The organism is Kitasatospora sp. NPDC048715 (assembly GCF_043198905.1).
Taxonomy (GTDB): domain Bacteria; phylum Actinomycetota; class Actinomycetes; order Streptomycetales; family Streptomycetaceae; genus Kitasatospora; species Kitasatospora lactacystinica.
The window spans coordinates 497594-522347 of record NZ_JBICVH010000001.1; the positions used below are offsets into that span (position 1 = coordinate 497594).

The following is a 24754-nucleotide window of genomic DNA, read 5'->3' on the forward strand; positions in this document are numbered from 1 at the left end:
TCGGCGGTTCCGCGACGGTGACTTCGTGCGGGCCGTGCGGGCCGTCCGGGTAGTCCGGACCACGTGGGTCGTACGGCTCGTACGGTCCAGGTGGTTCATGCGGTTCATGCGGTCCGTACGACCGGTCCCGGCCGTCAGGCCAGGTCCGCCAGCACGATGATGTTGTCCGTCCAGTGGCCGTCCGAGCCGATCCGCCCGCCGCAGGTGATCAGCCGGAGTGCGGGCGCGGGCGTGTCGCCGTACACCTGCTCGGTCGGGAAGTGGTCCTTGGCGGCCTGGAGCAGCGTGCGGACCTTGAAGTCCACGGTGCTGCCGTCGGCGCGCCGGATCCGGATCAGCTCGCCGGGCCGCAGTTTCGGCAGCTGCTTGAAGACCGCCGGGCCGTGCGCGGTGTCGTAGTGCCCGATGAGCACGGCGGGGCCGTTCTCGCCGGGTGTGGGGCCGTTGCGGTACCAGCCGACCTCCTCGCCCCGGTCGGCCGGCGGCACCTCGACCGTGCCGTCGGGGTTCAGGCCGAGGTCGGTCACCGGTGCGTCCACTCCGACGGAGGGGACCAGCAGGCGGGTCGGCGGCGAGGACGCGTACGGCTTCGGGGCGGTGGACGTGGATGTGGACGCGGCGCCGGCCGTGGCCGGGGTGCCCGGGGCCATCGCCGGGGCGTCCGTGCCGGTGCCGGTGCCGTGCCCGGAGGTCTCGACCCGCACCACCGGGGTCTCCCGGCCGGACAGCGCGAGCGAGGTGCCGAGGACCAGGCAGAGCAGGCCCGCGGTGCCGAAGGCGGTGCGGCGCAGCGGGCCCGGAGCGGGCCGGGCGGCGCGTCGGCGGCCCCGCCGGTGGTCCTTGGCGCGACGGCGGGTGTCGGTCCCCGCCACCGGGACGGCCCCGGCGCCGCTTCCCCGCCCGGCCGGGTTCGGGGAAGCGGCGCCGGGGTGCCCGGCGGACTCGGGACCGGTGTCAGCCGCGCGCACCGGAGCGGCGGCGCAGAACGGCGAAGCCCAGGGCCGCGGCGCCGACGGCCGCGACGGTGCCGCCACCGGCGAGCATCAGGCCGGAACCCTCGGAGGCGGCGGAGCCGTCACCGGCCTGCGCGGCGCCCTTGGGCACCTCGCGGACCTGCGGCTGGGCGCCACCGGGCGCGACCGGGGCGGGCGAGGCGACGCCCTTGGGGGCGGCCACGGCCGGCGAGGCGTCGGTCTTCGGGGCGGCGGACGGCGTGGGCACGGCGGTCCTCGGCGCCGCGTCGCCGTTCGGGGCGGCGACACTGGGGGCGGCCGGCTTCGGCACGCCGTCGGCCCAGGCCTGCCCGCCGCTGATGGTGGCCAGCAGCGCGGCGCCGGTCAGGGCGCAGACCGCCAGGACGCGGCGGGCGGGCGAGTGGTGGGTACGGCTCCTGCTCATGCGGGGTGTCTCCATCTGCATCGGTCGGTAGGTGGTGGCCGCCGGTCCGCGGTGCGGTTCGCGGGCCCCGGCGTGCCGGTGTCGCGGGACGTCCGTCGTCGGCGCCGGACGCGTACGTCCTCGTCGAGGACGCCCTCCGGCCGGCTCATCCGGTTCGACCGGTTCGGCCGGTGGCGTCGTGGATGACGGTAGGAGGGCCGTGTCGCGGTCCTCGGCCGGTCGTGTCACGGCCGTTCATCGGCTGCGTAACGGCGCGGCGCTGCCGACGTTGCGGTTGCCCGTTGCCCGTTGCCCGTTGCCCGTTGCCCGTTGCCCGTTGCCCGTTGCCCGTTGCCCGCCGCGCGCCGCCGCCCCGCGGCTACCGCCCCGCCCGCAGCCGGCGGAGGGTCCAGCCCGGGCCGAGCGGCCGGGTGTGGGCCGTGAAGAGCTCGGCGGCCCGGCGGTAGGAGAGGCGGGCGTGGCCGGTGTACGGGCAGCGGTCGCGGGCGGGGGTGCCGGCGGGGGCGCGGCGGTCGGTGAGGAAGAGCGGGCCGGTGACGCGGCCGGCCACCAGGAGGGGGAGCAGCCGGGCGGTGCCGGACTGCCAGTGGACGGTGGCCTGCCCGGCGCGGGTGCGGCGGCGGGGCGGGTCGAGGTGGTCGGTGTCCAGGGCGAGGACCGTCTCGATCGCGGCGCCGGACTCGTGCAGCAGGTGCCAGAGCGCCTGTTCGCGCAGCGGCGCGCGGAGGGTGAACAGGGCGCGCAGTTGCTCGGGGGTCAACGGGCCTGCGGCCGCCGCGGGTTCGGGCAGCGGGCGGGCGAGCAGGCCGGTGGTCGGGTCGCCGTCGAGCCAGCCCCTGGCCCGCCACCAGGCCACGGCCGCGCGCAGGGTGGAGAGTTCCCGGTTGAGGGTGCGCGGGTCGGTGTCGGCCGCGCGCCGGGCGGCCGCGTCGCGCAGTCGTTCGGCGGCGTCCGGGTGGTCGAGCAGTGCGAGCGGCAGGACGGGCGGCCGGGCCCGCCGCCGTTCGGGGCCGGTGGGGGAGGGCCGGTCGGCGAGCGCCCAGGCCCAGGTGTCCAGCGCGATCCGGTAGATCCGCCGGGAGCCGTCGGCGAGCCCGGAGGCGGCCAGGTAGCGCTCGACGGCGACGGCGTACTCGACCGGTGGGAGTCCTGCCGCGGTTTCTGTCACGATCGCCTTCTTCCGCAGTAAATCAATTCCGCCAAGCCGCTCGAACCCTAGCCAAGAATCGCAGTAAAGGGCAGGTCGGGAGCCATTGAAAGACGAATTTACTGCGGCAGTTCGCTCCGCCCGGAAAATTGACTCCAAAAGGCTCAACTTTTTCGCCGGAATCCCTTGAAGCGCTCCCCTTCGGACCGCAGACTTGCTGCACATGGCAATGCAGACCGAACGGATCCCGGCCCGCAGAAGGCGACTGGGAGACCGTCTCGCCGTGCTCGGCGAGCGCGAATTCACGTGGTTCTTCATCGGATACACGACCTCCCTGATCGGCTCCTCGATGGCGCCGGTCGCGGTCGCCTTCGCGGTGCTCGACGGCGAGGGCGGCGCCGGGGGAGCCGGCGGTGGCGGCGGCACCGCCCTGGGGTGGGTGATGGCGGCCCGGATCCTCCCGGTGGTGCTGGTGCTGCTGGCCGGCGGGGTGATCGCGGACCGGCTCGGCAGCCGCCGGGTGATGCTGGGCTCGGACCTGCTGCGCGGCCTGGTCCAGGCGCTGTTCGCCGGACTGCTGGCGGCCGGGCACGCGCCGGTCTGGGCGATGGTCGTGCTGGTGGCGCTCTGGGGGGTCGGCGAGGGGCTGTTCATGCCGGCCTTCGGCGCGATCGTGCCCGATCTGGTGCGCCGCAAGGAGCTGATGGCGGACGCCAACACCTTGCTGGGGCTGGCCCGTTCGGTGTCCACCGTGGTCGGCCCCGCCACCGCCGGGCTGGTCACCGCCGCCTGGGGGCCGGCGACGGTGCTGCTGGCCGACGCGGTGACGTACGGCGTCGGCGCCTTCGCGCTGGCCAGGTTGCGGCTGCCGGTACGGGCGGCGGGCGGCGAGGAGTCGATGATCCGGGACGTGCGGGCCGGCTGGTCGGAGTTCGTCTCCCGCCCGTGGCTGTGGATCACCACCGCGCAGATGGGCCTGTTCAACCTGCTGGTCTGGGCCCCCTTCCTGGTGCTGGGCCCGCTGCTCTCGCAGCGGGGCCTCGGCGGCGCCCGGGCCTGGGGCCTGGTGATGGGCGTGTACGGCGCCGGGGCGGTGCTGAGCGGCCTGCTGATGCTCGGCCGGGCGCCCGCCCGTCCGCTCGCGGTGGCGTCCGCGGCGGCGCTGGCCTGGGCGCTGCCCTCCGGGGCGCTCGCGGCCGGGGCGGGGCTGCCCTGGGTGGCCGCCGGCGCGCTGGTGGCCGGGGCCGGCTCGGCGGTCTGCGGGACGCTCTACAACACCACCCTGCAGAAGTGGGTGCCGGTGGAGCTGCTCGGCCGGATGACGGCCTTCGGCGTCCTGGGCGCCTTCGCCCTCGGCCCGCTCGGACTGGCGGCGGCCGGTCCGCTGGCGGGCCGGTTCGGCGCGGACACCGTGCTGCTCGTCGGGGCGGTCTGGCAACTGGCGGCCGGGGCCGTAGTGTTGGCCGTACCGGCGGTACGGAACCGCCGCTGGGAGGAGGGCCCGGACAGCTGACCAACCCCTCGGACGGCTTCGGGGCGCACCCCCGGCCCACCGCGCACCGCGCCCGGCCGGCCCCGGAGCGCGACCGGCTGCCCCTCCCGCGCACGCAGGCCTCCGCGGCGGGCGGGGCGGCCGACCCGGTCGTACGGTGGAGGACGGGGGAGACGGAGGAGGTCGATCATGCCCGGCTCGCTCACCATCAGCCATCACGGGACCGCGGTCACCCTGGACCACGCGGACGCGGAGCGGCTCGCCACCGTACTGGCGGACCTGGCGTACCTGCTGGAGATCCCGGGGTCGAACCGGCTCAGTGACGACCAGCTGGCCGTGCTGTGCGAGGGACGGTCCCCGGACCGCGCCGATCTGGTGCACTGGTGCGCTTCGCTCGCCCGTGGGCTGAAGACGCAGCTCTGACCGGAGCCGCCCGTGCCGCAGGCGGGCCGTCGTCCGGCGGACCGCCGCGCCACGGCCTGCCGCCCCGGCACCCGCCGCCCGACGGCCTGCCGCGCGACCGCCCGGCGCGCGACCGCCCGCCGTACGATGGCGCGCGGGGCGGGGACGCCCCCCGGGTGCCGGGGTGGCCGGCGGCCGGTCCGGCGGAGGGCGGGGGCCCGAGCGTGTCGCAGTCCTGGTCGATGTCCTGGCTGACCGTGCCCACGCCGCTGCCCAGCGGGCCGATGCGCATCGCGGTGACCCCGCTCGGCGTGGCGTCGGCCGGTTACACCGGGCCGCGCGAGGGCGAGCTGCCGGCGTGCACCGACGAGTCGAAGATCACCGCCGTCACCGAGCGGATCGGTGCCTACCTGGCGGGCCGCACCCGCGAGTTGGGCCTGCCGGTCGACTGGAGCCTGAGCTCCGGCCCGCACCGCGCGGTGCTGCAGACGCTCTGGCGCGAGGTGCCGTACGGCCGGACCATCACCTACGGCGAACTGGCCGCCCGCAGCGGGGTGTTCGAGGACATCACGGAGCCCGGCCTGGCCGCCCGCACGGTCGGGCAGATGATGGCCGCGAACCCCGTCCCCCTGCTGGTGCCCTGCCACCGGGTGGTGGCGGCGGACGGGATCGGCGGCTTCGGCGGCGGCCGGGTCGGCATCGAGGTGAAGCGCTGGCTGCTCACCCTGGAGGGCGTGCTGGAGCCGACCCTCGACTGGAACGGCCCGCTGTAGCGGCGGGGGTGCGGGCGGGGGCGCGGGCGGCGGCGAGCGGCCCGCGGCCGGCAGTGGGCCCGCCGCTCCCGCCGGTCGTCGCGCCCGGCCCGCCGCTCCCGCCGGTCGTCACGCCCGGGCCGCCGCCGGCTGCGCCCCCGGAGACACCCGCCCGGGCTCCTGCTGCGGGTGCACCGGCCGGATGCCGGGTACCAGGGTGTACTCGATGCCGCGCACGTCCGGCTCCGCCCCCGCGCACTCCGGCCGCTCGCCGAGCGCCAGCCGCACCGCGTCCCACGGCAGGTTGAGTCCGCACAGCCGCAGCTGGTGGAGCCCGGCGGCGGGGCGGGTGTTGACGTCGATGACCACCGGCAGGCCGTCGAGGCGGCGGAACTGGACGTTGGACAGGTACGCCATCCCGGTCGCCCGGACCAGCCGCCGGACGGGCTCCAGGTAGCAATCCTCGGTGGTGAAGCCCCGGCGGCGGCCCTCCTTGGTGCGCCCGACCGCGGCGAGCGGGCTGCCGTCCCGGTCGGCGAGGCAGTCCACCGAGACCTCCGGCCCGTCCAGGTGGGGCATCACCAGCAGGTCCACCGGCTCGCCGTCCGGGCTGCCCCCGGCCAGTGCCGCGGCGACCTGTTCGACCTGCACCCGGTGGTCCCAGCCGGCCAGCCGCCGCGCGTTGTAGGGCTCCCGGGTGAGTACCCGGAAGCCCGCGCCGCCGGCTCCGGTGGTGGGCTTGAGGCAGGCGGTGCGGCCGGTGCCCTCGATCCGTTCGACGGCGTCCCACAGCTCGGCGGGGGTGCGCACCCGCCACCAGGGCGGGGTGGGCAGCCCGGCCCCGGCGATCGTGGCGTAGCCGTCCGCCTTGCTGGTGAAGGCGGCTATCGCGGTGGCCGGCGGGCAGAGCAGCGTGGTGCCGATCGCCTCGAACTCCGGCCGGGCGAGGGCGATGGCGAGCTGGTGCAGCTGCGGGACGAAGACGTCGATCGCGTGCCGGGCGCAGTAGTCCAGGGCGTAGCCGACGTAGCCGTCCGCGGCCAGGCCGGCGGGCTCCGGGGTGCCGTGGTCGGCGGCGGCGAGCACGGGGGAGTCCGGGTCGCCGTGGGTCGCGTGGACCACGACGGGGCGCGGGGCGGCGCGCAGTTGCTCGATGAAGAAGACGTTCTCGGCGTAGGTGCGGTTCAGCCAGACACGTACGGGTGCACTCATGTGACCCTCCCAGGAGGGAAGTTGACGAAGGGTCAGGGCACCCTAGCGGCCTGTTCGAACGCCCCGGACGGCAGGGGCGCCGTGGGCGGATGGTGGCGCGGGGTGGCGCGGGTCGGGGCTTCGATGGGGGAGGATGGGGCGCGGCACTCCGATATGTTCGAATAAATAGTCGAACAAATATCGATCGGGTGATCCATTCGTACTATTTGTTCGGCCATTCGGAACCACTCGAACGAGTGATTGCGGGGCGCCCCTGAATGGGCCCACCATGAAGCTGCAACACGCATGTGCAAGGCGACGCTTCATTGGGATATGCGAAGGGCTCCCCTCATGTCGACCGAAACGAATGCCGGTATTCCCGCGCCCGGTGCGCAACCGGAGATCCGGCAGCAGCAGAGTCTGAGCACGGCGGGCGCGCGGAACCTCGCGACGACCACCAAGTCGGCGCCGCAGATGCAGGGCATCAGCCCGCGCTGGCTGCTCAGGAGGCTGCCCTGGGTGCAGGTGTCCGGCGGCACCTACCGGGTGAACCGCCGCCTGCGCCACTCGGTCGGCCGCGGCCGGGTGGGTTTCGTCAAGACCGGCGCCGAGGTGCGGATCGTCCCGCCCACGCTGGCCGAGGTGCCGGTGCTGCGCGGCTTCCAGGACGAGGCCGTGCTGGAGGAACTGGCCTCGCGCTTCGTGCAGCGGGACTTCGGCGCGGGCGACGTCCTGGTCCAGGCCGGGGCGCCGATCACCGAGGTGTTCCTGATCGCCCACGGCAAGCTCGACCGGCTGGGCACCGGCAAGTACGGCGAGGAGACGGTGATCGGCACCCTCGCCGACGGCGACCACCTCGGCGACGAGGCGATCCGGCAGGACGGCGGCGCCTGGCCGTACACCGTCCGCGCCGCGACCTCCGGCACCGTACTGACGCTGTCCTGGCCCTCCTTCCAGGAGCTGCACGACCGCTCCGAGGCGCTGCAGCTCCAGGTCATCGAGTACCTGAACGGCTTCCAGCAGGCGCAGAACAAGCACGGCGAGGCCGCGATCGACCTCGCCGCCGGCCACCAGGGCGAGTACGAGCTGCCCGGCGCCTTCGTCGACTACGAGCTCAAGCCGCGCGAGTACGAGCTGAGCGTCGCGCAGACGATCCTCAAGGTGCACACCCGGGTCGCCGACCTCTACAACCAGCCGATGAACCAGACCGAGCACCAGCTGCGGCTGACCATCGAGGCCCTGCGCGAGCGCCAGGAGCACGAGCTCGTCAACAACCCCGAGTTCGGCCTGCTCGGCAACGCCGCGTACGAGCAGCGGTTCCAGACCCACTCCGGCCCGCCCACCCCGGACGACATGGACGAGCTGCTCAGCCGCCGCCGCGGCACCAGGATGTTCCTGGCCCACCCCAGGGCCATCGCCGCCTTCGGCCGGGAGCTCAACAAGCGCGGCCTCTACCCGGGGACGGTCGAGGTCGAGGGCAAGCAGATCCTGTCCTGGCGCGGCGTCCCGGTCTTCCCGTGCAACAAGATCCCGATCGTCGGGAGCACCAGCTCGATCATCGCGATGCGAATCGGGGAGGACAACCAGGGCGTCATCGGCCTGCACCAGACCGGAATTCCGGATGAATACCAGCCCAGCCTCTCGGTGCGGTTCATGGGAATCGACGACAAGGCCATCATTTCCTACCTGGTGAGCGCCTACTACTCCGCCGCGATCCTGGTGCCGGACGCGGTCGGTGTCCTGGAGAACGTGGACATCGCGCAGTACTGACGGATCGCGCAGTACCGAAGGTTCGCGGGGCCGCTCGCAGAGCCGCGCCGTCCGCCGGGGCCGTCCACCGGCCCCGGCCGGGCGGATGCGTAACCGGCCCGACGCGTACGTGCTGCGCACCAGCCCGGTGCATACCTGCTGGGTACCGGCGCAGTGCGTACCTGCTGTGCACCGGCCCGGCGCGCACCGGCACAGCGCAACCCCGGCCCGCCGTCGGCGGGCCGTCCCACGACAGGCGCCCGACAGGGGGAAACACCCATGACCAGTCCCACGCTGGAGCGGGACCACAAAGAGGGCCACGAGGCGGCCGACATCCTCGCCCGGACCCGCGCCCTGGTCGACCCGGTCCTGCGGGCCGCCGTCGACTCGCTGCCCGGCACCATGCGCAAGGTGGCCGGCTACCACTTCGGCTGGTGGGAGGCGGACGGCACTCCCGCCCAGGCCTCCGCAGGCAAGGCGATCCGACCGGCCATGGTCCTCGCCGCCACCCAGGCCCTGGGCGGCAAACCCAACGAGGCCGTCGCCGCGGCCGCCGCGGTGGAGCTGGTGCACAACTTCACCCTGCTCCACGACGACGTCATCGACCGGGACGACACCCGGCGCCACCGGCCCACCGCCTGGCGGGTGTTCGGCACCACCGAGGCCATCCTGGCCGGGGACGCCATGCACTCCCTCGCGCTGCGGCTGCTCGCCGAGGACACCCACCCGGCCGCCCACGGCTCGATCCGCCGGCTCGCCGACTGCGTGGTGGAGCTCTGCGAGGGCCAGCAGATCGACTGCGCCTTCGAGCGGCGCAACGACGTCTCGCTGCCCGAGTGCCTGGCGATGGCGGAGGCCAAGACCGGCGCGCTGCTGGGCGCGGCCTGCGCGATGGGCGCCCTGTACGCGGGCGCCTCCGAGGACGCGGCGCAGGCGCTGGACTGCTTCGGACGGGAGATCGGCCTGGCCTTCCAGCTGATCGACGACCTGATCGGCATCTGGGGGGATCCGGCGGTCACCGGCAAGCCGGTCGGCGCGGACCTGGTCGCCCGGAAGAAGTCGCTGCCGGTGGTCGCGGCGCTGGGATCCGGCACCGTCGAGGGCAAGCTGCTGGCCGAGCTGTACGCGATCGAACGCCCGCTGGACGCCGATGAGTTGGCGCAGTGCGCGGCGGCCGTCGAGGCGGCCGGCGGGCGCGGCTGGGCGCAGGGCGAGTCCTGCGAGCGGATGGCCGCGGCGATGGCGCAGCTGGCCGCCGCCGTCCCGGAGCCGGCCGCGGCGGACGAACTGCTGGCGCTCGCCGAACTGGTCACCCGCCGCAAGCACTGAACGGGGCACCCGCGCCGGAGGCGGCGCGCGTCGAACGCGTCCCCGGAGCGCCCTGAGGAGCGTCCCAAGGGGTCTTGCCGGGCGTGTCGCCGGGAGTGGTGCCGGGAGTGGTGCCGGGAGTGGTGCCGGGAGTGGGAAGTCGGTCCGGCCGACTTCCCACTCCCGGTGCCCGGGCACCGCTGCCGACCGGCGCCGCCGTCAGCCGAGGGCGGCCAACAGCCGCCGTTCCTTGGCGGGTTCGAGGCCCTGCCGCACCGCCGCCCCCGGCCGCCCCTTGCGCCCCTCGGCGTCGGTGTCCTCGACCGGCCCGCGCCGCCGCAGCCACTCCCAGGTGTCCCGCGCCGTCTCGGCGAACGGGCGGCAGCGCAGCCCGGCCGCCTCCGCCCGGCCGGTGTCGGCCAGCCAGGCGCCCGCCATCTCGGGCAGGTCCGGTGCCCAGAGGGGGAGTTCGGTCCACGCGCCCACCTGGTCCGGCCCCTCGGCGAGCAGCGGCTCGTCCGGCACCCAGACCAGCTCGGTGTCCGCGGCCCCCGCGACCTCCCGGCAGGTCGCCAGCCACTCGCCGAAGCTCAGCCGCCCGGGCGGCGCCGTGGTGATGCAGCGCCCCGTCGTCCCGGCCGTCAGCAGGTCCAGCCCGAAGCCGGCGAAGTCCCGGACGTCGATCACCTGCATGGTCCGCCGAGGATCCCCCGGGGCCAGCACCCGACCACCGCGTGCCATCCGCTCCAGCCACCAGGGCAGTCGGCCGCCGAACTCGTACGGTCCGACGAGCAGTCCGCTGTTCAGCACCAGCGTGCGCCCGGCGCCGAACCCCGCCAGCACGGCGCGCTCGCAGCCGGCCTTCAGGGCGGTGGCGGGCGGCTGGCCGGGCGGGGTGTCGGCGGGGCAGGGGTGCAGTGCGGAGTCCTCGTCGACCGCCCGGGCGGGCCAGTCGGCGAAGGCGTGCACGGAGGAGACGAAGGTGTAGTGGCCGGCCCGCTCGCGCAGCAGCCGGGCGCTGAGCGCGGCCTGGGCGGGCTGTTGGGCGGAGGTGTCGACGACGGCGTCCCAGCTGCGGCCGTCCACCAGCCGGGCGAGGTCCCCGGCACTGTCGCGGTCGCCCCGGACCGCCTCGACGCCGGGCAGGTCGGCGGCGCTGCGACCGCGGTTGAAGGTGGTCACCCGGTGGCCCCGGGCGAGGGCCTCGGCAGCGTAGGCCCGTCCCAGGAAGGACGAGCCCCCAAGCAAGAGGATCTTCATACCGAGGACCCTCTCCGGGCCGCACCGCCCGTACGCCCGGATTCGCGGTCAGCAGATGCCGGGCCGGAGAAGTCGGGCCGCAGAGGTCGGGTCACGGGTGTCGGGTCACGGGCGTCCGGTCACGGGCGTCGGGTCGCCGGATGCCGCGGGGCGTCCGGTCCGACATGCCGCCCCACCCGGCCCCGCTTAGCATCCGAGGTGTACCGCGGTCGGCGACCGAACCCCGGTCCGGCGCCCGCCCGGAGCACGGCCCGGAGCACGGCCCGGAGCACGGCCCGGAGCACGGCCCGGAGCACGGCCCGGAGCACGGCCCGGACGGCGGACCCGCCGGCCCCCGCCGGTGACGAACGGCCCGCCGACGCCGAGCACTCCGCCGACCGGCTGCCCGCCCCGGACGAAGGACCCGCGATGAACCAGCCCGAGCTGGAGGCCCTGGCCGCCGACGCGTACGTCTACGGCTATCCGCTGGTTGCCGGCCTCACCATGGTCGAGCGCTTCGCCCGCGGCGGCCTGGGCACCCTGCCGGCGGCGCCGTTCAACCACATCAGCCACGCCACCCGGCTGGCCGGTCCGGCCGACCGCTTCGTCTCGGTCAACAACGACACGATCTACTCGATCGCCCAGCTCGACCTCTCCGAAGGCCCCCAGGTGCTGCGCGTCCCGGACACCGCGGGCGCCTACTACGTGCTGCAGATCATCGACGCCTGGACGGACAACGTCGCCTACCTCGGCCGCCGGGCCACCGGCACCGGCGCGCAGACCTGGCTGATCGTCCCACCAGGCTGGCACGGCACCCCGCCGGACCCGAACCGGGTGATCGAGCTGCCGACCACCGTCGGCACCCTCGTCGGCCGCTTCGCCTGCACCGGGCCGGAGGACCTGCCCCGGGTCCGGGCCCTCCAGTCCGCCCTGGAACTGGAGCCGCTGGAACCCGGCGGCCTGGTCGCCGGACTGCCCGAGCCGGACGGGGACGTCCCCGAGCGGCTGGCCTTCTTCGAACGGCTGCGGGTCTGGATGCAGGCCTTCCCGCCCGCCACCGCGGACATCGAGTACCAGCGCCGCTTCGCCCCGCTCGGCCTGCTGGACGACGGCGCCTCGCCGTACCGCTCGGCCGCCCCCGAATGGACGCTGACGCTGGCCAAGGGCCTGGCCGCCGGCCGCGAACGGGTCGAGGACGCCACCCGCCCGCCCGAGGACCACCCGCCCGGCGAGTGGCGCAGCACGCTCCACCTGTTCGACTACAACACCGACCACCTGGGCCCCGGCACCCTGGACGACCCCGAGTGGCGCATCCCCGACCGCCGCGCCGCCTACCTCAGCCGGGCCGCCGCCGCCCGGGCCGGCCTCTGGGGCAACCACGCCTACGAGGCCTCGTACGCGATGACCTACGACGACTCCGACGGCCGACCCCTCACCGGGGCCCACGACTACACCCTGCGCTTCGACCAGCCGCCCCCGGCCGGGGCCTTCTGGTCCGTCACGATGTACTCCGTCCCGGACTACTACCTGGTGGAGAACCCGATCGACCGCTACTCGATCGGCGACCGCACCCCCGGCCTCGCGCACGCCGAGGACGGCTCCCTCACCCTGGCCCTCCAGCACGACCAGCCCGAGGACCCGGCCGCCGCCGCCAACTGGCTCCCCACCCCGCCCGGCGAGTTCCGCCCCATCCTCCGCATCTACCAGCCCGAGCCCGCCGTCCTGGACGGCAGCTACCAGCCCCCGCCGATCCACCGGGCCTGACGCCCCGCAACCCGCCCCCGCCCGGAGAGCTCGTGCCCGCCGTCCCGGCCGGCGACCGCAGGCCCCCTGGCGCCCCGCGGCACGCCGACCACGCCCTCGGCCTGTCCCGCTGGCGCGCTGGCTCCGCGCCTCGCTTGGGAAGTCGGCCTGGTCGACTTCTTGTGCATCCTCGGTCCGGCTTCTGGGGGCGGCAGTGGCAGGTCGGTCCACGGCGCTGCTGCCCTGACCCTGTTGCGCACGAGAAGTCGGCCCGGTCGACTTCTCACGCATCCCTCCCTCCCCGGGGGCGGGCAGCTGCCGTCCCGTGCCCGCGGTCCTGGCCGGCGACCGCAGGCCCCCTGGCGCCCCGCGGCACGCCCACTACCCCTCGGCCTCTCCCGCTGGCGCGCTGGCTCAGCGCCTCGCGCGGGAAGTCGGCCTGGTCGACTTCTTGTGCATCCTCGGTCCGGCTTCTGGGGGCGGCAGTGGCAGGTCGGTCTGCAAGGCCGCTGACGTCCGACGCGTTGGGCGTGGGAAGTCGGCCCGCTCGACTTCTCACGGGTCCCTTCCTGCCCGGGGGCGGGCAGCTGCCGTCCCGTGCCCGCGGTCCTGGCCGGCAATCGCCGGCGCCCTGGCGCCCCGCGGCACGCCGACCACGCCCTCGGTCTCTCCCGCTGGCGCGCTGGCTAAGCGCCTCGCGCGGGAAGTCGGCCTGGTCGACTTCTTGTGCATCCTCGGTCCGGCTTCTGGGAGCGGCAGTGGTAGGTCGGTCTGCATTGGCCGCCGATGCCCGACGCGTTGGGCGTGGGAAGTCGGCCCGCTCGACTTCTCACGGGTCCCTTCCTGCCCGGGCTCGCGGCCGGGACGGGCAGGCCGGCCTACGCGCTGCTGGGCTGACCCTGTTGCGCGCAGGAAGTCGGCCCGCTCGACTTTTCGTGCGCCCTTGGCCCGGCTTCAGGGGGTGGCAGTGGCAGGCCGGCCTTCATGCCCGCCGATGCCTGACTCGCCGCGCGTGAGAAGTCGACTGGGCCGACTTCTCACGGCGCCCCTTCGCCGGATTCCGCGAGGGGTGGGAGGGCCGGGGCGCCGTACTCGGCTGGTGCCCGCCGCTGCTGTGCGTGAGAAGTCGACCGGGCCGACTTCTCACGGCGCCCCTTCGCCGGATTCCGCGAGGGGTGGGAGGGCCGGGGCGCCGTACTCGGCTGGTGCCCGCCGCTGCTGTGCGTGAGAAGTCGACCGGGCCGACTTCTCACGGCGCCCGGGTGCCCCGGCGGGCTGTGGTGTCAGCGAGGTGGCGGTGGGGTGTCCGGGCCGGGGGCGGTGGTGGCCGTGCCCGAGGGGGACGGGGAGCCGGTCGGCGGGCCGGACGGCGAGGGGGACGACGTGGGCGGGCTCGACGTGGTGGGGGCCGCCGTGGGCGAGGTGTCGGCGGAACCGGTCGGCGTCGGCGCCGGTGTCGAGGACGGCGACGGATCGGCCGGGGAGGAGGCGGAGCCGCCGCGGTTGTGCGGCCCGCCCTCCAGGGTGACCACCGCCTGCGAGGGCGGCAGCGCGATCCGGGCGGTCCAGTGCGCGGTCGGCGCCTGGTCCTCGTCCACGGTGACGATCACGGTGATCCGTTGGCCGGGCGCCAGGGTGCCGGAGTCGCGGCTGAGCCGGAGCCAGCCGGCCTCCGTCACCGCGTGCCAACGGATCTCGGTGGTACCGGAGTTGGTGAGGGTGAGGATGGTCCGGCTGCCGTACTCGCCGGCCTCGACGGTGAGCAGCCCGGCCGGGGCGGGTTCTCCGGTGCCCGTCGCGGAGGCCCGGTCGACGGATGGGGCCGGTGCGGCGACCAGGGCCGGGCTGTCGAGCGGGGTCGCGCCGTGGGCCGGGACCGGGATCACCGAGCCCTGGAAGGTGAGCCGCGGAAACCCGGGAAGCAACGTTTCTGCACCGTCCGCACCGGCACCATCCGCGACCATTCCGGCCCCAGCCCCAGCCCCAGCCCCAGCCCCCGCCAGCTCCAGCCCGGGCATGCCGGGCGCACCCGACCCCGTCGGGCCGTCCACCGCGGGCCGTGGTTCCTGCCCGGCGGGCCGCCCGGCCCCGTCCACCCGTACGGCCGACACCGAGGCCGCGGAACCCGAGCCGCCACCGCCCCGGTGCCCGGCCCAGAGCGCGATCACCGGCGCCGCCAGGACGGCCGCGAGCACCCCGGTGGTCACCACCCGCCGGCGCACCGCCAGCCCGCGCCCCGCGTCCGGCGCCCGGTGCCGGGGGAAGCCGCTCTGGTCGAACCGCAGCCCCGGCGACGCCACCCGAGCCGCCGCCACCCGAGCCGCCGTCGCCGGAGCATCCGCCGCCCGAACGGCAGCCGCCCGGGCGGTCGCCGCGCCGGTGACCGCAGCGGTGAGCGGGCCGGTGACCGCGGCGGCCCCGGAGGTGTCCACCGGAGCGCGCAGCAGCGCCAGCCCCGACAGCCCGGCCGCACCCTCGGCGGCCTCGTGCGCGGCCACCCGCTCCGCCGTACCCCGGCAGGTCGGGCAGTCCAGCACGTGCTGCACCAGTTCCCGTCGCAGGGCCGGGCCGAGCACCCAGTCCCGCCAGGACTCCGCCCCGGCGCCGCCGAGCCGGTCCAGCTCCGGGCAGCTGCCCACGCCGAGCACCAGCAGCGCCGCCCTGGTCCGGGCGACCTCGGCCTCGGCTCCGGCCAGCAGCGCGCGGGTCCGCTCGAACGGCAGGCCCAGTACCGCCGCCACCTCCAGCGGGGTCAGCCGGTGCCGGACGGACAGCTCCAGTGCCTCGCGCTGTTCCGGGTCGGTGCCGGCCGCCTCGGGCCAGGCGAGTGAGGACAGCTCGCGCCGCCGCCGGGCCGCCTCGGCCTCGGTCTCGTCCGTCTCGGCCTCGTCCGGTGCGGCGCCGATCGCCGCCGCCCGCCCCGTCCCCGTCCCCGTCCCGGTCCCGGTTCCGGCACCCGCCACGGCCGGGCCACCGTCCGCGAGCCGGCGCAGGCAGCAGTACCGGGCGAGCGAGAACAGCCAGGCGCGCAGCAGCCCGGGCTCGGTGAGCCGGGTGCCGTGCCGCCGGGCGAGTTCGCGGACCTCGCGCAGGGCGTCGGCGGCCGCGTCGTGCTCGCAGAGCACCGAGAGGCAGTAGGTGAACAGGCCGTCCACCTGCCGGTCGTACGCCGCGAGCGCGGCGCCGGTCCGCTGCTCGACGGGATCGGCCGAGCCTGCGGCCCCGGCCGATCGCGCGGCCCCGGCCGACTCGGCGGGCCCGACCGGTCCGGTCAGCCACCGAGGCCTCCCCGGCCGGCCGGACCACCCCGGCCCGACCGCCCCGGTCGGCCCAACAGTTCTCGTCGTCACCCGTCCGACGGTAGAGAACGCGGACGGCTGACTCCGACCATTCGCCGCGTATGTACTTCTTTCGGGTAACAACATCGTCCATCTGTCTGGATGCGCGGCGGGCCCGCCGGCGGCCCGCCGTTGTCACACCCAGGCGCTACGGTGGGCCGCATGCCTCCGCGTTCCAAGACCACCGCCAAGCCCCGCCCGGCGTACCGATGCACCGAGTGCGGCAACCAGCTGCCCAAGTGGGTCGGCCGCTGCCCGGAGTGCAACGCCTGGGGCACGGTCGAGGAGTACGGCGCGGTGCCGATCCGCACGACGGCAGCCGGTCCGGTCAGCGCGCCCGCCCGCCCGATCGCCCAGGTGGACGGCCAGGTCGCTACGGCCCGTTCGACGGGCGTGCCGGAGCTGGACCGGGTGCTCGGCGGCGGCCTGGTGCCCGGCGCGGTGGTGCTGCTGGCGGGCGAGCCCGGCGTCGGCAAGTCCACCCTGCTGCTGGACGTCGCCGCCAAGGCGGCCACCGCGCAGCACCGCACGCTCTACGTCACCGGCGAGGAGTCGGCCGGCCAGGTCCGGCTGCGCGCGGACCGGATCAACGCCCTCTCCGAGCACCTCTACCTCGCCGCCGAGCAGGATCTCGGTGCGGTGCTCGGGCACATCGAGGCGGTCAACCCCGGCCTGCTGATCCTGGACTCGGTGCAGACCATCGCCTCCGCGGAGCTGGACGGCGCCCCCGGCGGCCCGGCCCAGGTCCGCGAGGTGGCGGGCGCGCTGATCCGGGCGTCCAAGGAGCGCGGCATGGCCACCCTGCTGGTCGGCCACGTCACCAAGGACGGCCAGATCGCCGGCCCGCGCCTGCTGGAGCACCTGGTGGACGTGGTGCTGAGCTTCGAGGGTGACCGGCACGCCCGGCTGCGGCTCATCCGCGGGGTCAAGAACCGCTACGGCGCAACCGACGAGGTGGGCTGCTTCGAGCTGCACGACGAGGGCATCGTCGGCCTGGCCGACCCGTCCGGCCTCTTCCTGACCAGGCGTGACAAGCCCGTTCCCGGGACCTGCCTCACCGTCACCCTGGAGGGCAAGCGCCCGCTGGTGGCCGAGGTGCAGGCGCTGATGGTGGATTCGCAGATCCCCTCGCCGCGGCGCACCACCTCGGGCCTGGAGTCCCCCCGGATCGCGATGATCCTGGCCGTGGTCGAGCGGCACGGCGGGGTGAAGCTCGGCAAGCAGGACATCTACACCGCGACGGTCGGCGGGGTGAAGCTGACCGAGCCCTCCGCGGACCTCGCGGTGGCGCTCGCGGTGGCCAGCTCGTCCACCGACACCCCGCTGCCCAGCAACCTGGTGGCGATCGGCGAGGTCGGCCTGGCGGGCGAGGTGCGGCGGGTGACGGGTGTGCAGCGGAGGCTCGCCGAGGCGCACCGGCTGGGCTTCACCCACGCCCTCGTCCCGCCGGACCCGGGCAAGGTCCCGCCGGGCATGAAGGTGGTCGAGGTGGCCGACATCGGCGAGGCGCTGCGGGCCATCCCGGGCCGCCGCCGATCGGCCGCCAAGCCGCGCACCGAGCCGCGCGGTGAGGCACCGTCGGCGCCGCCGGCCCCGCGTTCCGCCCGGGCCGCGGACCGCCCCGCGGCGTACCCCGAGGAGCTGATGGAGGGCTGGGAGCCGCTGGACTCCGACGAACTGCGCTGACCCAAGCCCTGCCGAAGCCACACACAGTTAGACTTTCCCCAGTCTCATTGGCCAAAAGGCAGTACCGAGCGGTACTGAGCGACAGAGCAACAGACCGCGGACCGGCGCACGGCGTGAGGCGCGCGGCACGGGTCGACCGGAGGAGTCACGTGGCAGCCAGCGACCGGGGGGCGGACAAGGCCTCCCGCGAGGAGGCCCTGCTGCGGGCCTCCCTCACCGCCATCGCGCCCGGTACCGCGCTTCGTGACGGCCTGGAGCGGGTCCTGCGGGCCAATACCGGCGGTCTGATCGTGCTGGGCTTCGACAAGACCGTCGAGTCCCTGTGCACCGGCGGCTTCGTCCTGGACGTTGAGTTCAGCGCCACCCGGCTGCGCGAGCTGTGCAAGCTCGACGGCGCGGTGGTGCTCGACAAGGACATCACCAAGATCGTCCGGGCCGGCGTGCACCTGATGCCGGACTCGACCATCCCCACCGACGAGACCGGCACCCGCCACCGCACCGCCGAGCGGGTCAACCGGCAGACCGGCTACCCGGTGGTCGCGGTCTCGCACTCGATGCGGCTGATCGCGATGTACGTCAACGGCACCCGCCGGGTGCTGGAGGACTCCACCACCGTCCTGTCCCGCGCCAACCAGGCGCTGGCCACCCTGGAGCGCTACAAGCTGCGCCTGGACGAGGTGGCCGGCACGCTCTCCGCGCTGGAGATCGAGGACCTGGTGACGGTCCGGGACGTCACCGCCGTGGCCCAGCGCCTGGAGATGGTCCGGCTGATCGCCACCGAGATCGCCGGCTACGTGCTGGAGCTCGGCATCGACGGCCGGCTGCTCTCGCTCCAGCTGGACGAGCTGATCGCGGGCGTGGAGCCGGAGCGCGAGCTGGTCGCCCGGGACTACTTCCCCGAGCGGGCCGCCAAGAAGGGCCGGACGGTCACCGAGGTGCTGGCCGACCTGGAGGCGCTCACCCACGCCGAGCTGCTGGACCTCCAGACCGTCGCCAAGGCGCTCGGCTACTCGGGTTCGCCGGAGTCGCTGGACTCCGCCGTCTCGCCGCGCGGCTACCGCCTGCTGGCGAAGATCCCGCGCCTGCCCAACACGGTCATAGAGCGCCTGGTCGAGCACTTCGGCGGCCTCCAGAAGCTGCTCGCCGCGAGCATCGACGACCTGCAGACCGTCGAGGGCGTCGGCGAGACCCGCGCCCGCTCGGTCCGCGAGGGCCTGTCCCGCCTTGCCGAATCGTCCATCCTGGAGCGCTACGTCTGACCTGACGCGCAGCCGTACGGACGCCCGAACTCGGCGACGGCCCCCGGGGGGACAGACCTCCCCGGGGGCCGTCGCACGTCCGCACGAACCGGAGCCGCACCGAACGGGAGCCGTGCCGCGCCGAAGCGCGGAGCACCGCACCGAACCCGCCTCCGAACGCGACGGAGCCCCCGAACGCGACGGAGCCCCCGAACGCGACGGAGCCCCCGGCCGCGCGGCGGCCGGGGGCTCCAGGAAAAGTTGACCGGTTCTCAGCTGTCCAGCCGGATCGAGGCCCGCGCCGAGACCTTGTCCCCGGAGAGCCCGGTGAGCTCCGCGAGCACCACGTAGGTGCCGCTCGGCGGCGGCGTCTGGTCGGCGGTCGCGCACTGCGGCTTGCTGCGGCTGCGGTCCCAGGTGAACGTCTCGGTCTGGCTGCCGTTCGCGCCGAGCTGCACCCAGATGTTGCCCTTGTCGGCCGGGCAGTCGCCGGAGGACCAGACCCGGTCGTTGGTGCTTCCGCTCACCGTGATCACGGAGGCGGTGCGGCCCAGGTCCACCCGGCAGTTGGTGCCGGAGGAGTTCTTGACCGTCAGGGCCAGCCGGGGCTTGTCCTTGGGCTGGTACGAGTTCTGGGTACCGGCCAGCTCCAGCGCCACCTGCGAGGAGGCGCAGACCGGCAGCGCCATGATCTCGGGGGTGTTCACGGCCGGAGCACCGCCCGTGCCGCCGCCGCCCGTACCGCCGGAGCCGCCCGTACCGCCGCCGGTCGCCGGCGCCGCGCCGCCTCCGGGGGCCGGGTTGGCGCCGCCGGTGCCGGTGCCGCCGCTGAGGTTGACCTCGGTGCCGCCGCCGCCCGCCACCGGGCCGCCGGTGCCGCCGCCGGGGCGCGCCGCGGGGCCGCTCGGGGAGGCGCCGGGCGTGATGGCCTGGGCCGGGGTCTGGTTCTGGGACTGGGACGGAACGGCCTGTGCGGCGTTGCCCGGTGAGCCGCCGTCACCGCCCCCGCCCGGGTCGATCATCAGCCAGGCGATCAGGGCGACGACCGCCGCGGCGGCGACGAGCACGACGATGCGCCGACGCCAGTAGATCGAGGCCGGCAGTGGTCCGACGGGTTGACGCAGAGAAGGCACGATCAAACTCTACGAGACTGTGTGTGGCGATTGACTCACCAACACCGCACAGTCGCCCCTTCCTTCACATGATCCGCCATTTGATCCGTTCGAGCGAGCTCCAATCGGACGATTTCCGGAGCCTCCCCGGGAGGATCCGGAGTGGCCTGATCCACTTCGGCCCGGTCGGCGGGCATGGGAGGATCGAAGGGCCATGACTGCCATCACCACCCCCGCCCTCCCTGTCTCGGCCGCCGACGCCGCCCGGCTGCCGATGCCCCTGCCGCTGTTCCACTCGACCGTCCTGGACTGGTACGAGGCGAGCAAGCGGGACCTGCCCTGGCGGACCCCCGACGCGACGCCCTGGGCGGTCATGGTGAGCGAGTTCATGCTCCAGCAGACCCCGGTCAAGCGCGTGCTGCCCGCCTGGGAGGCCTGGCTCACCCGCTGGCCGACCCCGGCCGCCCTCGCCGCCGAGCCGTCCGGCGAGGCGGTCCGGATGTGGGGCCGGCTGGGCTACCCGCGCCGGGCGCTGCGCCTGCACGCGGCCGCGGTGGCGATCACCGAGGAGCACGGCGGCGAGGTCCCGGACGACCACGCCACGCTGCTCTCGCTGCCCGGGGTGGGGGAGTACACCGCCGCCGCCGTCGCCTCCTTCGCCTTCCGCCAGCGGCACGTGGTGCTGGACACCAACGTCCGCCGGGTCTTCGCCCGCGCGGTGACCGGGGTCGAGTACCCGCCCCAGGCGACCACCGCGGCCGAGCGCCGCACCGCCACCGCGCTGCTGCCGGACGACGCGGAGACGGCGGCCACCTGGGCGGTCGGCGTGATGGAGCTGGGCGCGCTGGTCTGCACCGCGCGCGGCCCGGAGTGCGGGGACTGCCCGCTGTTCACCGCCTGCGCCTGGCAGCGGGCCGGCCGCCCGCCGTACGAGGGCCCGGCCCGGCGCGGTCAGTCCTACGAGGGGACGGACCGCCAGGTGCGCGGCAAGCTGCTCGCGGTGCTGCGCGAGGCGCACGGGACGGTGCCGCAGGCCCGGCTGGACGTGGTCTGGCCGGACGCGGTGCAGCGGGCCCGGGCGCTGGACGGCCTGGTGGCGGACGGCCTGGTCGAGCCGGTCGAGCAGGGCGTCTACCGGCTGCCCCAGTAAGCGGCGGAACACGACGGCGCCCCCGGGAGAGGACCTCCCGGGGGCGCCGTCGTGTGCGGGGGCCGTCAGACGGCCGCCGCCTCCAGCGAGGCCTCGGCCGGCTTCTCGCCCTTGCCGGTTCCGCGCAGCGGCACCTCGCGCAGGAACACCGCCGCGGCGATCGCGATCACGGCCACGCCCGCGCCCCACAGGAAGACGGTGTGCATGCCGTTGGACACCGCGTGGTTGTAGGCGTCCTGGACGTAGTCCGGCAGCTTGTGCAGCTCCTCCAGGCTGCTCTGCTGCGGGTCCTTCATGCCGCCCGGGGGCATCGGCTTCCCGGCCAGCATCTCCGCCATGGTGTCGGTCACCCGGTTGTTGAACAGCGCGCCGAACAGCGCGACACCGAAGGAGCCGCCGATGGTGCGGAACAGGGTGGCGGTGGAGCTGGCCACGCCCATGTCCTTGAGCTCGACGCTGTTCTGCGCGACCAGCATGGTGATCTGCATCAGGAAGCCCATGCCGGCGCCGAGCACGACCATCCAGCAGGCCGAGGTGAACCTGCTGGTCCCGATGCCCATGGTGGAGAGCAGGATCAGGCCGGCGGTCATCACGATGGTGCCGATGATCGGGTAGATCCGGTACTTGCCGGTCTTGGTGACGGCCTGGCCGACCACCAGCGAGACGATCAGCATGCCGAACATCATCGGCATCAGCAGCAGACCGGAGTTGGTCGCCGAGGCGCTCTGGACCGTCTGCTGGTAGAGCGGCAGGAAGACGGTCGAGCCGAACATCACGAAGCCGACGATGAAGCCGATGATCGAGACCAGGGTGAAGTTCAGGTTCCGGAACAGGCTCAGCGGGAGCATCGGCTCCTCGGCCCGCTGCTCCACGTAGCAGAAGGCGATCAGCGAGGCGGCGGCGAGCGCGGTCAGGCCCAGGATCTCCTTGGAGCCCCAGGCGTACTGCTGGCCGCCCCAGGTGGTGATCAGCACCAGCGAGGTGATGCCGGTGGTGAGCAGCACGACGCCCGCGTAGTCGATCTTGGCGGTGTTGCGGACCTTCGGCAGCTTCAGGGTGACGACGACCACGGCGAGCGCTATCACGCCGAGCGGCAGGTTGATGTAGAAGGTCCAGTGCCAGCTCAGGTGGTCGGTGATGAAGCCGCCGGCCAGCGGGCCGCCGATGGTGGCGAGGGCCATCACCGCGGCGAACATTCCCTGGTACTTGCCGCGGTCGCGCGGCGGGACGAGCGCGCCCATGATCGACATGACGCCGACCATCAGACCGCCGGCGCCCAGGCCCTGTACGGCGCGGAAGCCGATCAGCTCGTTCATGTTCTGCGCCAGGCCGGACAGCGCCGAGCCCACCAGGAAGATCACGATCGAGGTGAGGAAGGTGCCCTTGCGGCCGTACATGTCGCCGAGCTTGCCCCAGACCGGGGTGGAGGCGGCGGTGGCCAGGGTGTAGGCGGTGACCACCCAGGACAGGTGCTCGCCGCCGCCGAGGTCGTGGACGATGGTCGGCATCGCGGTGCCGACGATCAGGTTGTCGAGCATGGCCAGCAGCATGGTGACGACCAGACCGACCATCACGAGGCGGATCTCGCGGGGCGACCGCGGTTGCTCCTCCTCGGCCGTCTTGTCCTCCGGTACCGGGCCGGCGGTCTTGGGCTGTGACATGGGGTGGGGTCTCCCGGAGCGTGGTTCGGACGGAGCGTCGTGCCGTGCGGCGGCTCACTTACTTGTCGCCCGGCTAGTTTATCGACCGTCGGCACGGTAGGTTGTTTACTAGCCGGTCGTCAAGCCAGTTTCCCGACCGGCCTTCTGGGCAGGGAGAATGAGTCCGGGGCGGCCGCCGTCCCGGGGTCCGCAGTAGTCAACCGACGCAGTCATGAGGCAGGCCATGGGCACTCCGCACAGCCCCCGCAGCGACACCCGGGCTCGCATCATCGAGGTGTCGCTGGAGCTCTTCTCCGAGCAGGGCTACGAGCAGACCTCACTGCGCGAGATCGCCGACCGCCTGGGCGTCACCAAGGCCGCGCTCTACTACCACTTCAAGACCAAGGACGACATCGTCCTGGGCATCGTCGAGCGGATGGCCGCGCCGATCGACGAGACCGTCGCGTGGGGCCGCCAGCAGGTCTGGAGCCCGGAGGTGCGCGACGAGCTGATCCGCCGCTTCGCGGACGGGATGGCCGAGCGGGCCCCGCTGCTGCGCTTCTTCCACGAGAACCAGCCCGCGCTGCGCGAGTCCCCGGCCGGGCTGGCCTTCAGGGATCGCATGATCACCATGATGCAGCTGGTGCACGGGCCGGACGCGGACTTCCACGACCGGCTGCGGGCCGCGATGGCGCTGTTCACCGTCCATTCGTCGCTGTTCCTGGTCAAGCAGGACAGCGCGAACTGCGGTCACGCCCCGAACGTGTGGGGCGAGCGGCTGCCCCCCGCCGAACTGGACGAGGCGATCGGCGCGGCCCGGGACATCGCGCTGGAGATCGGCGCCCGGATCAGCCACCCCGCGCCCGGCGCCCGCTGAGCGCCGCGGGGCGGCTCAGAAGTTCGTGACGCCGTGCCCCGCGAGGTAGGCGATCGGGTTGACCACCGCGCCGTAGCGGTTGCTGGTGCGGATCTCGAAGTGCAGGTGCGGCCCGGTCGAGTTGCCGGTGCTCCCGGACATGCCGATCCGCTCGCCCGCCGACACCCGCTCGCCCGCCGCGACGGCCACCGAGGACATGTGGGCGTACTGCGCGAAGTGCCCGTCCGCCAGCCGCAGCACGACCTCCTTGCCGTACGCGCCGTCCCAGCCGGCCGACACCACGGTCGCGTCGCCGACCGCCAGCAGCGGCGTGCCCGGGGCGACCGCGAAGTCCACCCCGGTGTGGTACCCGGCCGCGTAGCTGCGGTTGGGCTTCCCGTACGGGTTGCTGGTCGGTGCGTTCGGCACCGGCGCCGACCATCCGGGAGCCGGGGCCGGGGCCGGGGCCGGGGCCGGGGCCGGGCCGGGGTCGGGCTCGGGGGCCGGCTCGGCGGCGGCTTCCGGTGCCGGTTCCGGTTCCGGTGCCGGCGGGTCGAACGGCAGCAGGTTGGCCGCCACGGCCACGGACTGCTGCGCGGAGTCGCCGTCGTCGGGCAGCTTGTAGGCGCTGGGTCCGGCCACCTGGACCAGCCCCGCGCTCGGCACGTCCACCTTCGGCACGGTGAAGGCCGAGCTGCCCGGGGTGGTGGGCAGCACGGTCTGCGCCGAGGCCGAGCCCGGGGTGGCGACCAGCAGCACGCCGGCGAGCAGCACGGCGGCCGCTCCGGCCGAGACCAGCGCGTGGTCGTGCTCGGCCCGCTGCCGGCTGCCGGGCAGCGTGGTGTGCCGGGGCGATCCGAGCGTGCGCAGCGGCGCGGCGTGGGTACGGACGGCGTGGTCGAGCCGGGGCTGCCAGGCCGCGGCCCGGGCCGCCGTACGGGCGGCGAGCGTGTGCAGCGGCGCGGCGTGGGTACGGACGGCGTGGTCGAGCCGGGGCTGCCAGGCCGCGGCCCGGGCCGCCGCACGGGCGGCGAGCCGGCGCAGGGCCGGCGCCAAGGGCGGGACGTTGGACATCGCTTGCCGTACCTCACGGGTCGTACGAGGGCAGCACGAAGGGCCCGTTCGGGCGCGTGCTGAGCGGGGGACCACTCAGGTGTAACGGTCACCGAGCGGAGTCCCAAACGGGGTGACGTACTACGGCGTGTAGTCGGCGTGGCGCCGGAGATTCAAACCGATGGAGTACCGATCATGAGATCCGATCGTCCAGGTCCGCTCCGGCGCGCCCGCCGGTTCCCCCGGGTGCGCTACTACCG

At 74.6% G+C, this 24754-nt stretch carries 19 protein-coding genes; 10 read left to right on the forward strand and 9 right to left on the reverse strand.

Annotation, left to right across the window (positions count from 1 at the left end; translation table 11 throughout):
- Nucleotides 1-134: 134 nt before the first annotated feature.
- The 3 genes from ACGFSC_RS02300 to ACGFSC_RS02310 all read right to left on the reverse strand — a co-directional run bounded on the left by ACGFSC_RS02300 (nucleotide 135) and on the right by ACGFSC_RS02310 (nucleotide 2566).
- The gene (locus tag ACGFSC_RS02300) at nucleotides 135-872 is read right to left on the reverse strand and encodes a class F sortase (protein ID WP_359915301.1); all 738 of its coding nucleotides are present in this window, start codon (nucleotides 870-872) and stop codon (nucleotides 135-137) included.
- Between the two features lie 82 nt (nucleotides 873-954).
- Nucleotides 955-1398, reverse strand: a complete 444-nt coding sequence (locus tag ACGFSC_RS02305) for a sortase-dependent protein (protein WP_359915299.1) — start codon at nucleotides 1396-1398, stop codon at nucleotides 955-957.
- A 358-nt stretch (nucleotides 1399-1756) separates the two neighbouring features.
- Nucleotides 1757-2566, reverse strand: coding sequence for a hypothetical protein (locus ACGFSC_RS02310; protein WP_359915297.1), 810 nt, complete (start codon nucleotides 2564-2566; stop codon nucleotides 1757-1759).
- A gap of 202 nt (nucleotides 2567-2768) precedes the next feature.
- Here ACGFSC_RS02310 and ACGFSC_RS02315 point away from each other — a divergent pair, with 202 nt between their 5' ends.
- The 3 genes from ACGFSC_RS02315 (at nucleotide 2769) to ACGFSC_RS02325 (ending at nucleotide 5212) form a co-directional block, all read left to right on the forward strand.
- Nucleotides 2769-4058 (forward strand): MFS transporter, encoded by a 1290-nt coding sequence (locus tag ACGFSC_RS02315; protein ID WP_359914566.1) that lies wholly within the window; start codon nucleotides 2769-2771, stop codon nucleotides 4056-4058.
- A 168-nt stretch (nucleotides 4059-4226) separates the two neighbouring features.
- A complete protein-coding gene (locus ACGFSC_RS02320) occupies nucleotides 4227-4460 on the forward strand; it encodes a hypothetical protein (RefSeq protein ID WP_359914569.1) in 234 nt (77 codons plus the stop codon).
- Nucleotides 4461-4663: 203 nt separating this feature from the next.
- On the forward strand, nucleotides 4664-5212 hold the full coding sequence (locus tag ACGFSC_RS02325) for a methylated-DNA--[protein]-cysteine S-methyltransferase (protein ID WP_380353551.1): 549 nt from the start codon (nucleotides 4664-4666) through the stop codon (nucleotides 5210-5212).
- A 108-nt stretch (nucleotides 5213-5320) separates the two neighbouring features.
- Here ACGFSC_RS02325 and ACGFSC_RS02330 read toward each other — a convergent pair whose 3' ends face one another.
- Nucleotides 5321-6403 (reverse strand): ATP-grasp domain-containing protein, encoded by a 1083-nt coding sequence (locus ACGFSC_RS02330; RefSeq protein WP_359914572.1) that lies wholly within the window; start codon nucleotides 6401-6403, stop codon nucleotides 5321-5323.
- 330 nt (nucleotides 6404-6733) lie between these two features.
- Between ACGFSC_RS02330 and ACGFSC_RS02335 the strand changes: the two genes are divergently transcribed.
- Both ACGFSC_RS02335 and ACGFSC_RS02340 read left to right on the forward strand, forming a co-directional pair.
- Nucleotides 6734-8152, forward strand: a complete 1419-nt coding sequence (locus ACGFSC_RS02335; RefSeq protein ID WP_359914574.1) for a family 2B encapsulin nanocompartment shell protein — start codon at nucleotides 6734-6736, stop codon at nucleotides 8150-8152.
- A 258-nt stretch (nucleotides 8153-8410) separates the two neighbouring features.
- The gene (locus ACGFSC_RS02340; RefSeq protein WP_359914577.1) at nucleotides 8411-9460 is read left to right on the forward strand and encodes a family 2 encapsulin nanocompartment cargo protein polyprenyl transferase; all 1050 of its coding nucleotides are present in this window, start codon (nucleotides 8411-8413) and stop codon (nucleotides 9458-9460) included.
- A gap of 198 nt (nucleotides 9461-9658) precedes the next feature.
- Here ACGFSC_RS02340 and ACGFSC_RS02345 read toward each other — a convergent pair whose 3' ends face one another.
- Complete coding sequence (locus ACGFSC_RS02345; protein WP_359914580.1) at nucleotides 9659-10699, reverse strand: NAD-dependent epimerase/dehydratase family protein; 1041 nt, start codon at nucleotides 10697-10699, stop codon at nucleotides 9659-9661.
- Between the two features lie 408 nt (nucleotides 10700-11107).
- Between ACGFSC_RS02345 and ACGFSC_RS02350 the strand changes: the two genes are divergently transcribed.
- Nucleotides 11108-12442, forward strand: a complete 1335-nt coding sequence (locus ACGFSC_RS02350) for a DUF1254 domain-containing protein (protein WP_359914583.1) — start codon at nucleotides 11108-11110, stop codon at nucleotides 12440-12442.
- A gap of 1262 nt (nucleotides 12443-13704) precedes the next feature.
- Here ACGFSC_RS02350 and ACGFSC_RS02355 read toward each other — a convergent pair.
- Nucleotides 13705-15771 carry a sigma-70 family RNA polymerase sigma factor gene (locus ACGFSC_RS02355; protein WP_359914586.1) on the reverse strand — a complete coding sequence of 689 codons (2067 nt, stop codon included), beginning with the start codon at nucleotides 15769-15771 and terminating at the stop codon, nucleotides 13705-13707.
- Nucleotides 15772-15921: 150 nt separating this feature from the next.
- Between ACGFSC_RS02355 and radA the strand changes: the two genes are divergently transcribed.
- On the forward strand, nucleotides 15922-17445 hold the full coding sequence (radA, locus tag ACGFSC_RS02360) for a DNA repair protein RadA (RefSeq protein WP_359914589.1): 1524 nt from the start codon (nucleotides 15922-15924) through the stop codon (nucleotides 17443-17445).
- Between the two features lie 200 nt (nucleotides 17446-17645).
- The gene (disA, locus tag ACGFSC_RS02365; RefSeq protein WP_188306273.1) at nucleotides 17646-18704 is read left to right on the forward strand and encodes a DNA integrity scanning diadenylate cyclase DisA; all 1059 of its coding nucleotides are present in this window, start codon (nucleotides 17646-17648) and stop codon (nucleotides 18702-18704) included.
- Between the two features lie 251 nt (nucleotides 18705-18955).
- On the opposite strand, the gene ACGFSC_RS02370 is transcribed toward disA, so the two are convergent.
- Nucleotides 18956-19816 (reverse strand): hypothetical protein, encoded by an 861-nt coding sequence (locus ACGFSC_RS02370; RefSeq protein WP_359910447.1) that lies wholly within the window; start codon nucleotides 19814-19816, stop codon nucleotides 18956-18958.
- Nucleotides 19817-20009: 193 nt separating this feature from the next.
- On the opposite strand from ACGFSC_RS02370, the gene ACGFSC_RS02375 reads away from it, so the two are divergent.
- Entirely contained in the window at nucleotides 20010-20945 is a 936-nt protein-coding gene (locus tag ACGFSC_RS02375) for an A/G-specific adenine glycosylase (protein ID WP_359910450.1), read from the forward strand.
- 65 nt (nucleotides 20946-21010) lie between these two features.
- On the opposite strand, the gene ACGFSC_RS02380 is transcribed toward ACGFSC_RS02375, so the two are convergent.
- Nucleotides 21011-22606, reverse strand: coding sequence for an MDR family MFS transporter (locus ACGFSC_RS02380; RefSeq protein ID WP_359910453.1), 1596 nt, complete (start codon nucleotides 22604-22606; stop codon nucleotides 21011-21013).
- A gap of 223 nt (nucleotides 22607-22829) precedes the next feature.
- Between ACGFSC_RS02380 and ACGFSC_RS02385 the strand changes: the two genes are divergently transcribed.
- Complete coding sequence (locus tag ACGFSC_RS02385; RefSeq protein ID WP_359910456.1) at nucleotides 22830-23462, forward strand: helix-turn-helix domain-containing protein; 633 nt, start codon at nucleotides 22830-22832, stop codon at nucleotides 23460-23462.
- A 15-nt stretch (nucleotides 23463-23477) separates the two neighbouring features.
- On the opposite strand, the gene ACGFSC_RS02390 is transcribed toward ACGFSC_RS02385, so the two are convergent.
- A complete protein-coding gene (locus ACGFSC_RS02390) occupies nucleotides 23478-24515 on the reverse strand; it encodes a M23 family metallopeptidase (RefSeq protein ID WP_359910459.1) in 1038 nt (345 codons plus the stop codon).
- Nucleotides 24516-24754 lie beyond the last annotated feature (239 nt).

Excerpts from the sequence above, each read along its gene's own strand:
- ACGFSC_RS02345 (WP_359914580.1), bottom strand. The coding sequence starts at position 10,699 with ATGAAGATCCTCTTGCTTGGGGGCTCGTCCTTCCTGGGACGGGCCTAC.
- ACGFSC_RS02315 (WP_359914566.1), top strand. The coding sequence starts at position 2,769 with ATGGCAATGCAGACCGAACGGATCCCGGCCCGCAGAAGGCGACTGGGA.
- ACGFSC_RS02375 (WP_359910450.1), top strand. The coding sequence starts at position 20,010 with ATGACTGCCATCACCACCCCCGCCCTCCCTGTCTCGGCCGCCGACGCC.
- ACGFSC_RS02350 (WP_359914583.1), top strand. The coding sequence starts at position 11,108 with ATGAACCAGCCCGAGCTGGAGGCCCTGGCCGCCGACGCGTACGTCTAC.
- ACGFSC_RS02385 (WP_359910456.1), top strand. The coding sequence starts at position 22,830 with ATGGGCACTCCGCACAGCCCCCGCAGCGACACCCGGGCTCGCATCATC.
- ACGFSC_RS02340 (WP_359914577.1), top strand. The coding sequence starts at position 8,411 with ATGACCAGTCCCACGCTGGAGCGGGACCACAAAGAGGGCCACGAGGCG.
- radA (WP_359914589.1), top strand. The coding sequence starts at position 15,922 with ATGCCTCCGCGTTCCAAGACCACCGCCAAGCCCCGCCCGGCGTACCGA.
- ACGFSC_RS02380 (WP_359910453.1), bottom strand. The coding sequence starts at position 22,606 with ATGTCACAGCCCAAGACCGCCGGCCCGGTACCGGAGGACAAGACGGCC.
- ACGFSC_RS02390 (WP_359910459.1), bottom strand. The coding sequence starts at position 24,515 with ATGTCCAACGTCCCGCCCTTGGCGCCGGCCCTGCGCCGGCTCGCCGCC.
- ACGFSC_RS02335 (WP_359914574.1), top strand. The coding sequence starts at position 6,734 with ATGTCGACCGAAACGAATGCCGGTATTCCCGCGCCCGGTGCGCAACCG.
- ACGFSC_RS02305 (WP_359915299.1), bottom strand. The coding sequence starts at position 1,398 with ATGAGCAGGAGCCGTACCCACCACTCGCCCGCCCGCCGCGTCCTGGCG.
- ACGFSC_RS02330 (WP_359914572.1), bottom strand. The coding sequence starts at position 6,403 with ATGAGTGCACCCGTACGTGTCTGGCTGAACCGCACCTACGCCGAGAAC.
- ACGFSC_RS02320 (WP_359914569.1), top strand. The coding sequence starts at position 4,227 with ATGCCCGGCTCGCTCACCATCAGCCATCACGGGACCGCGGTCACCCTG.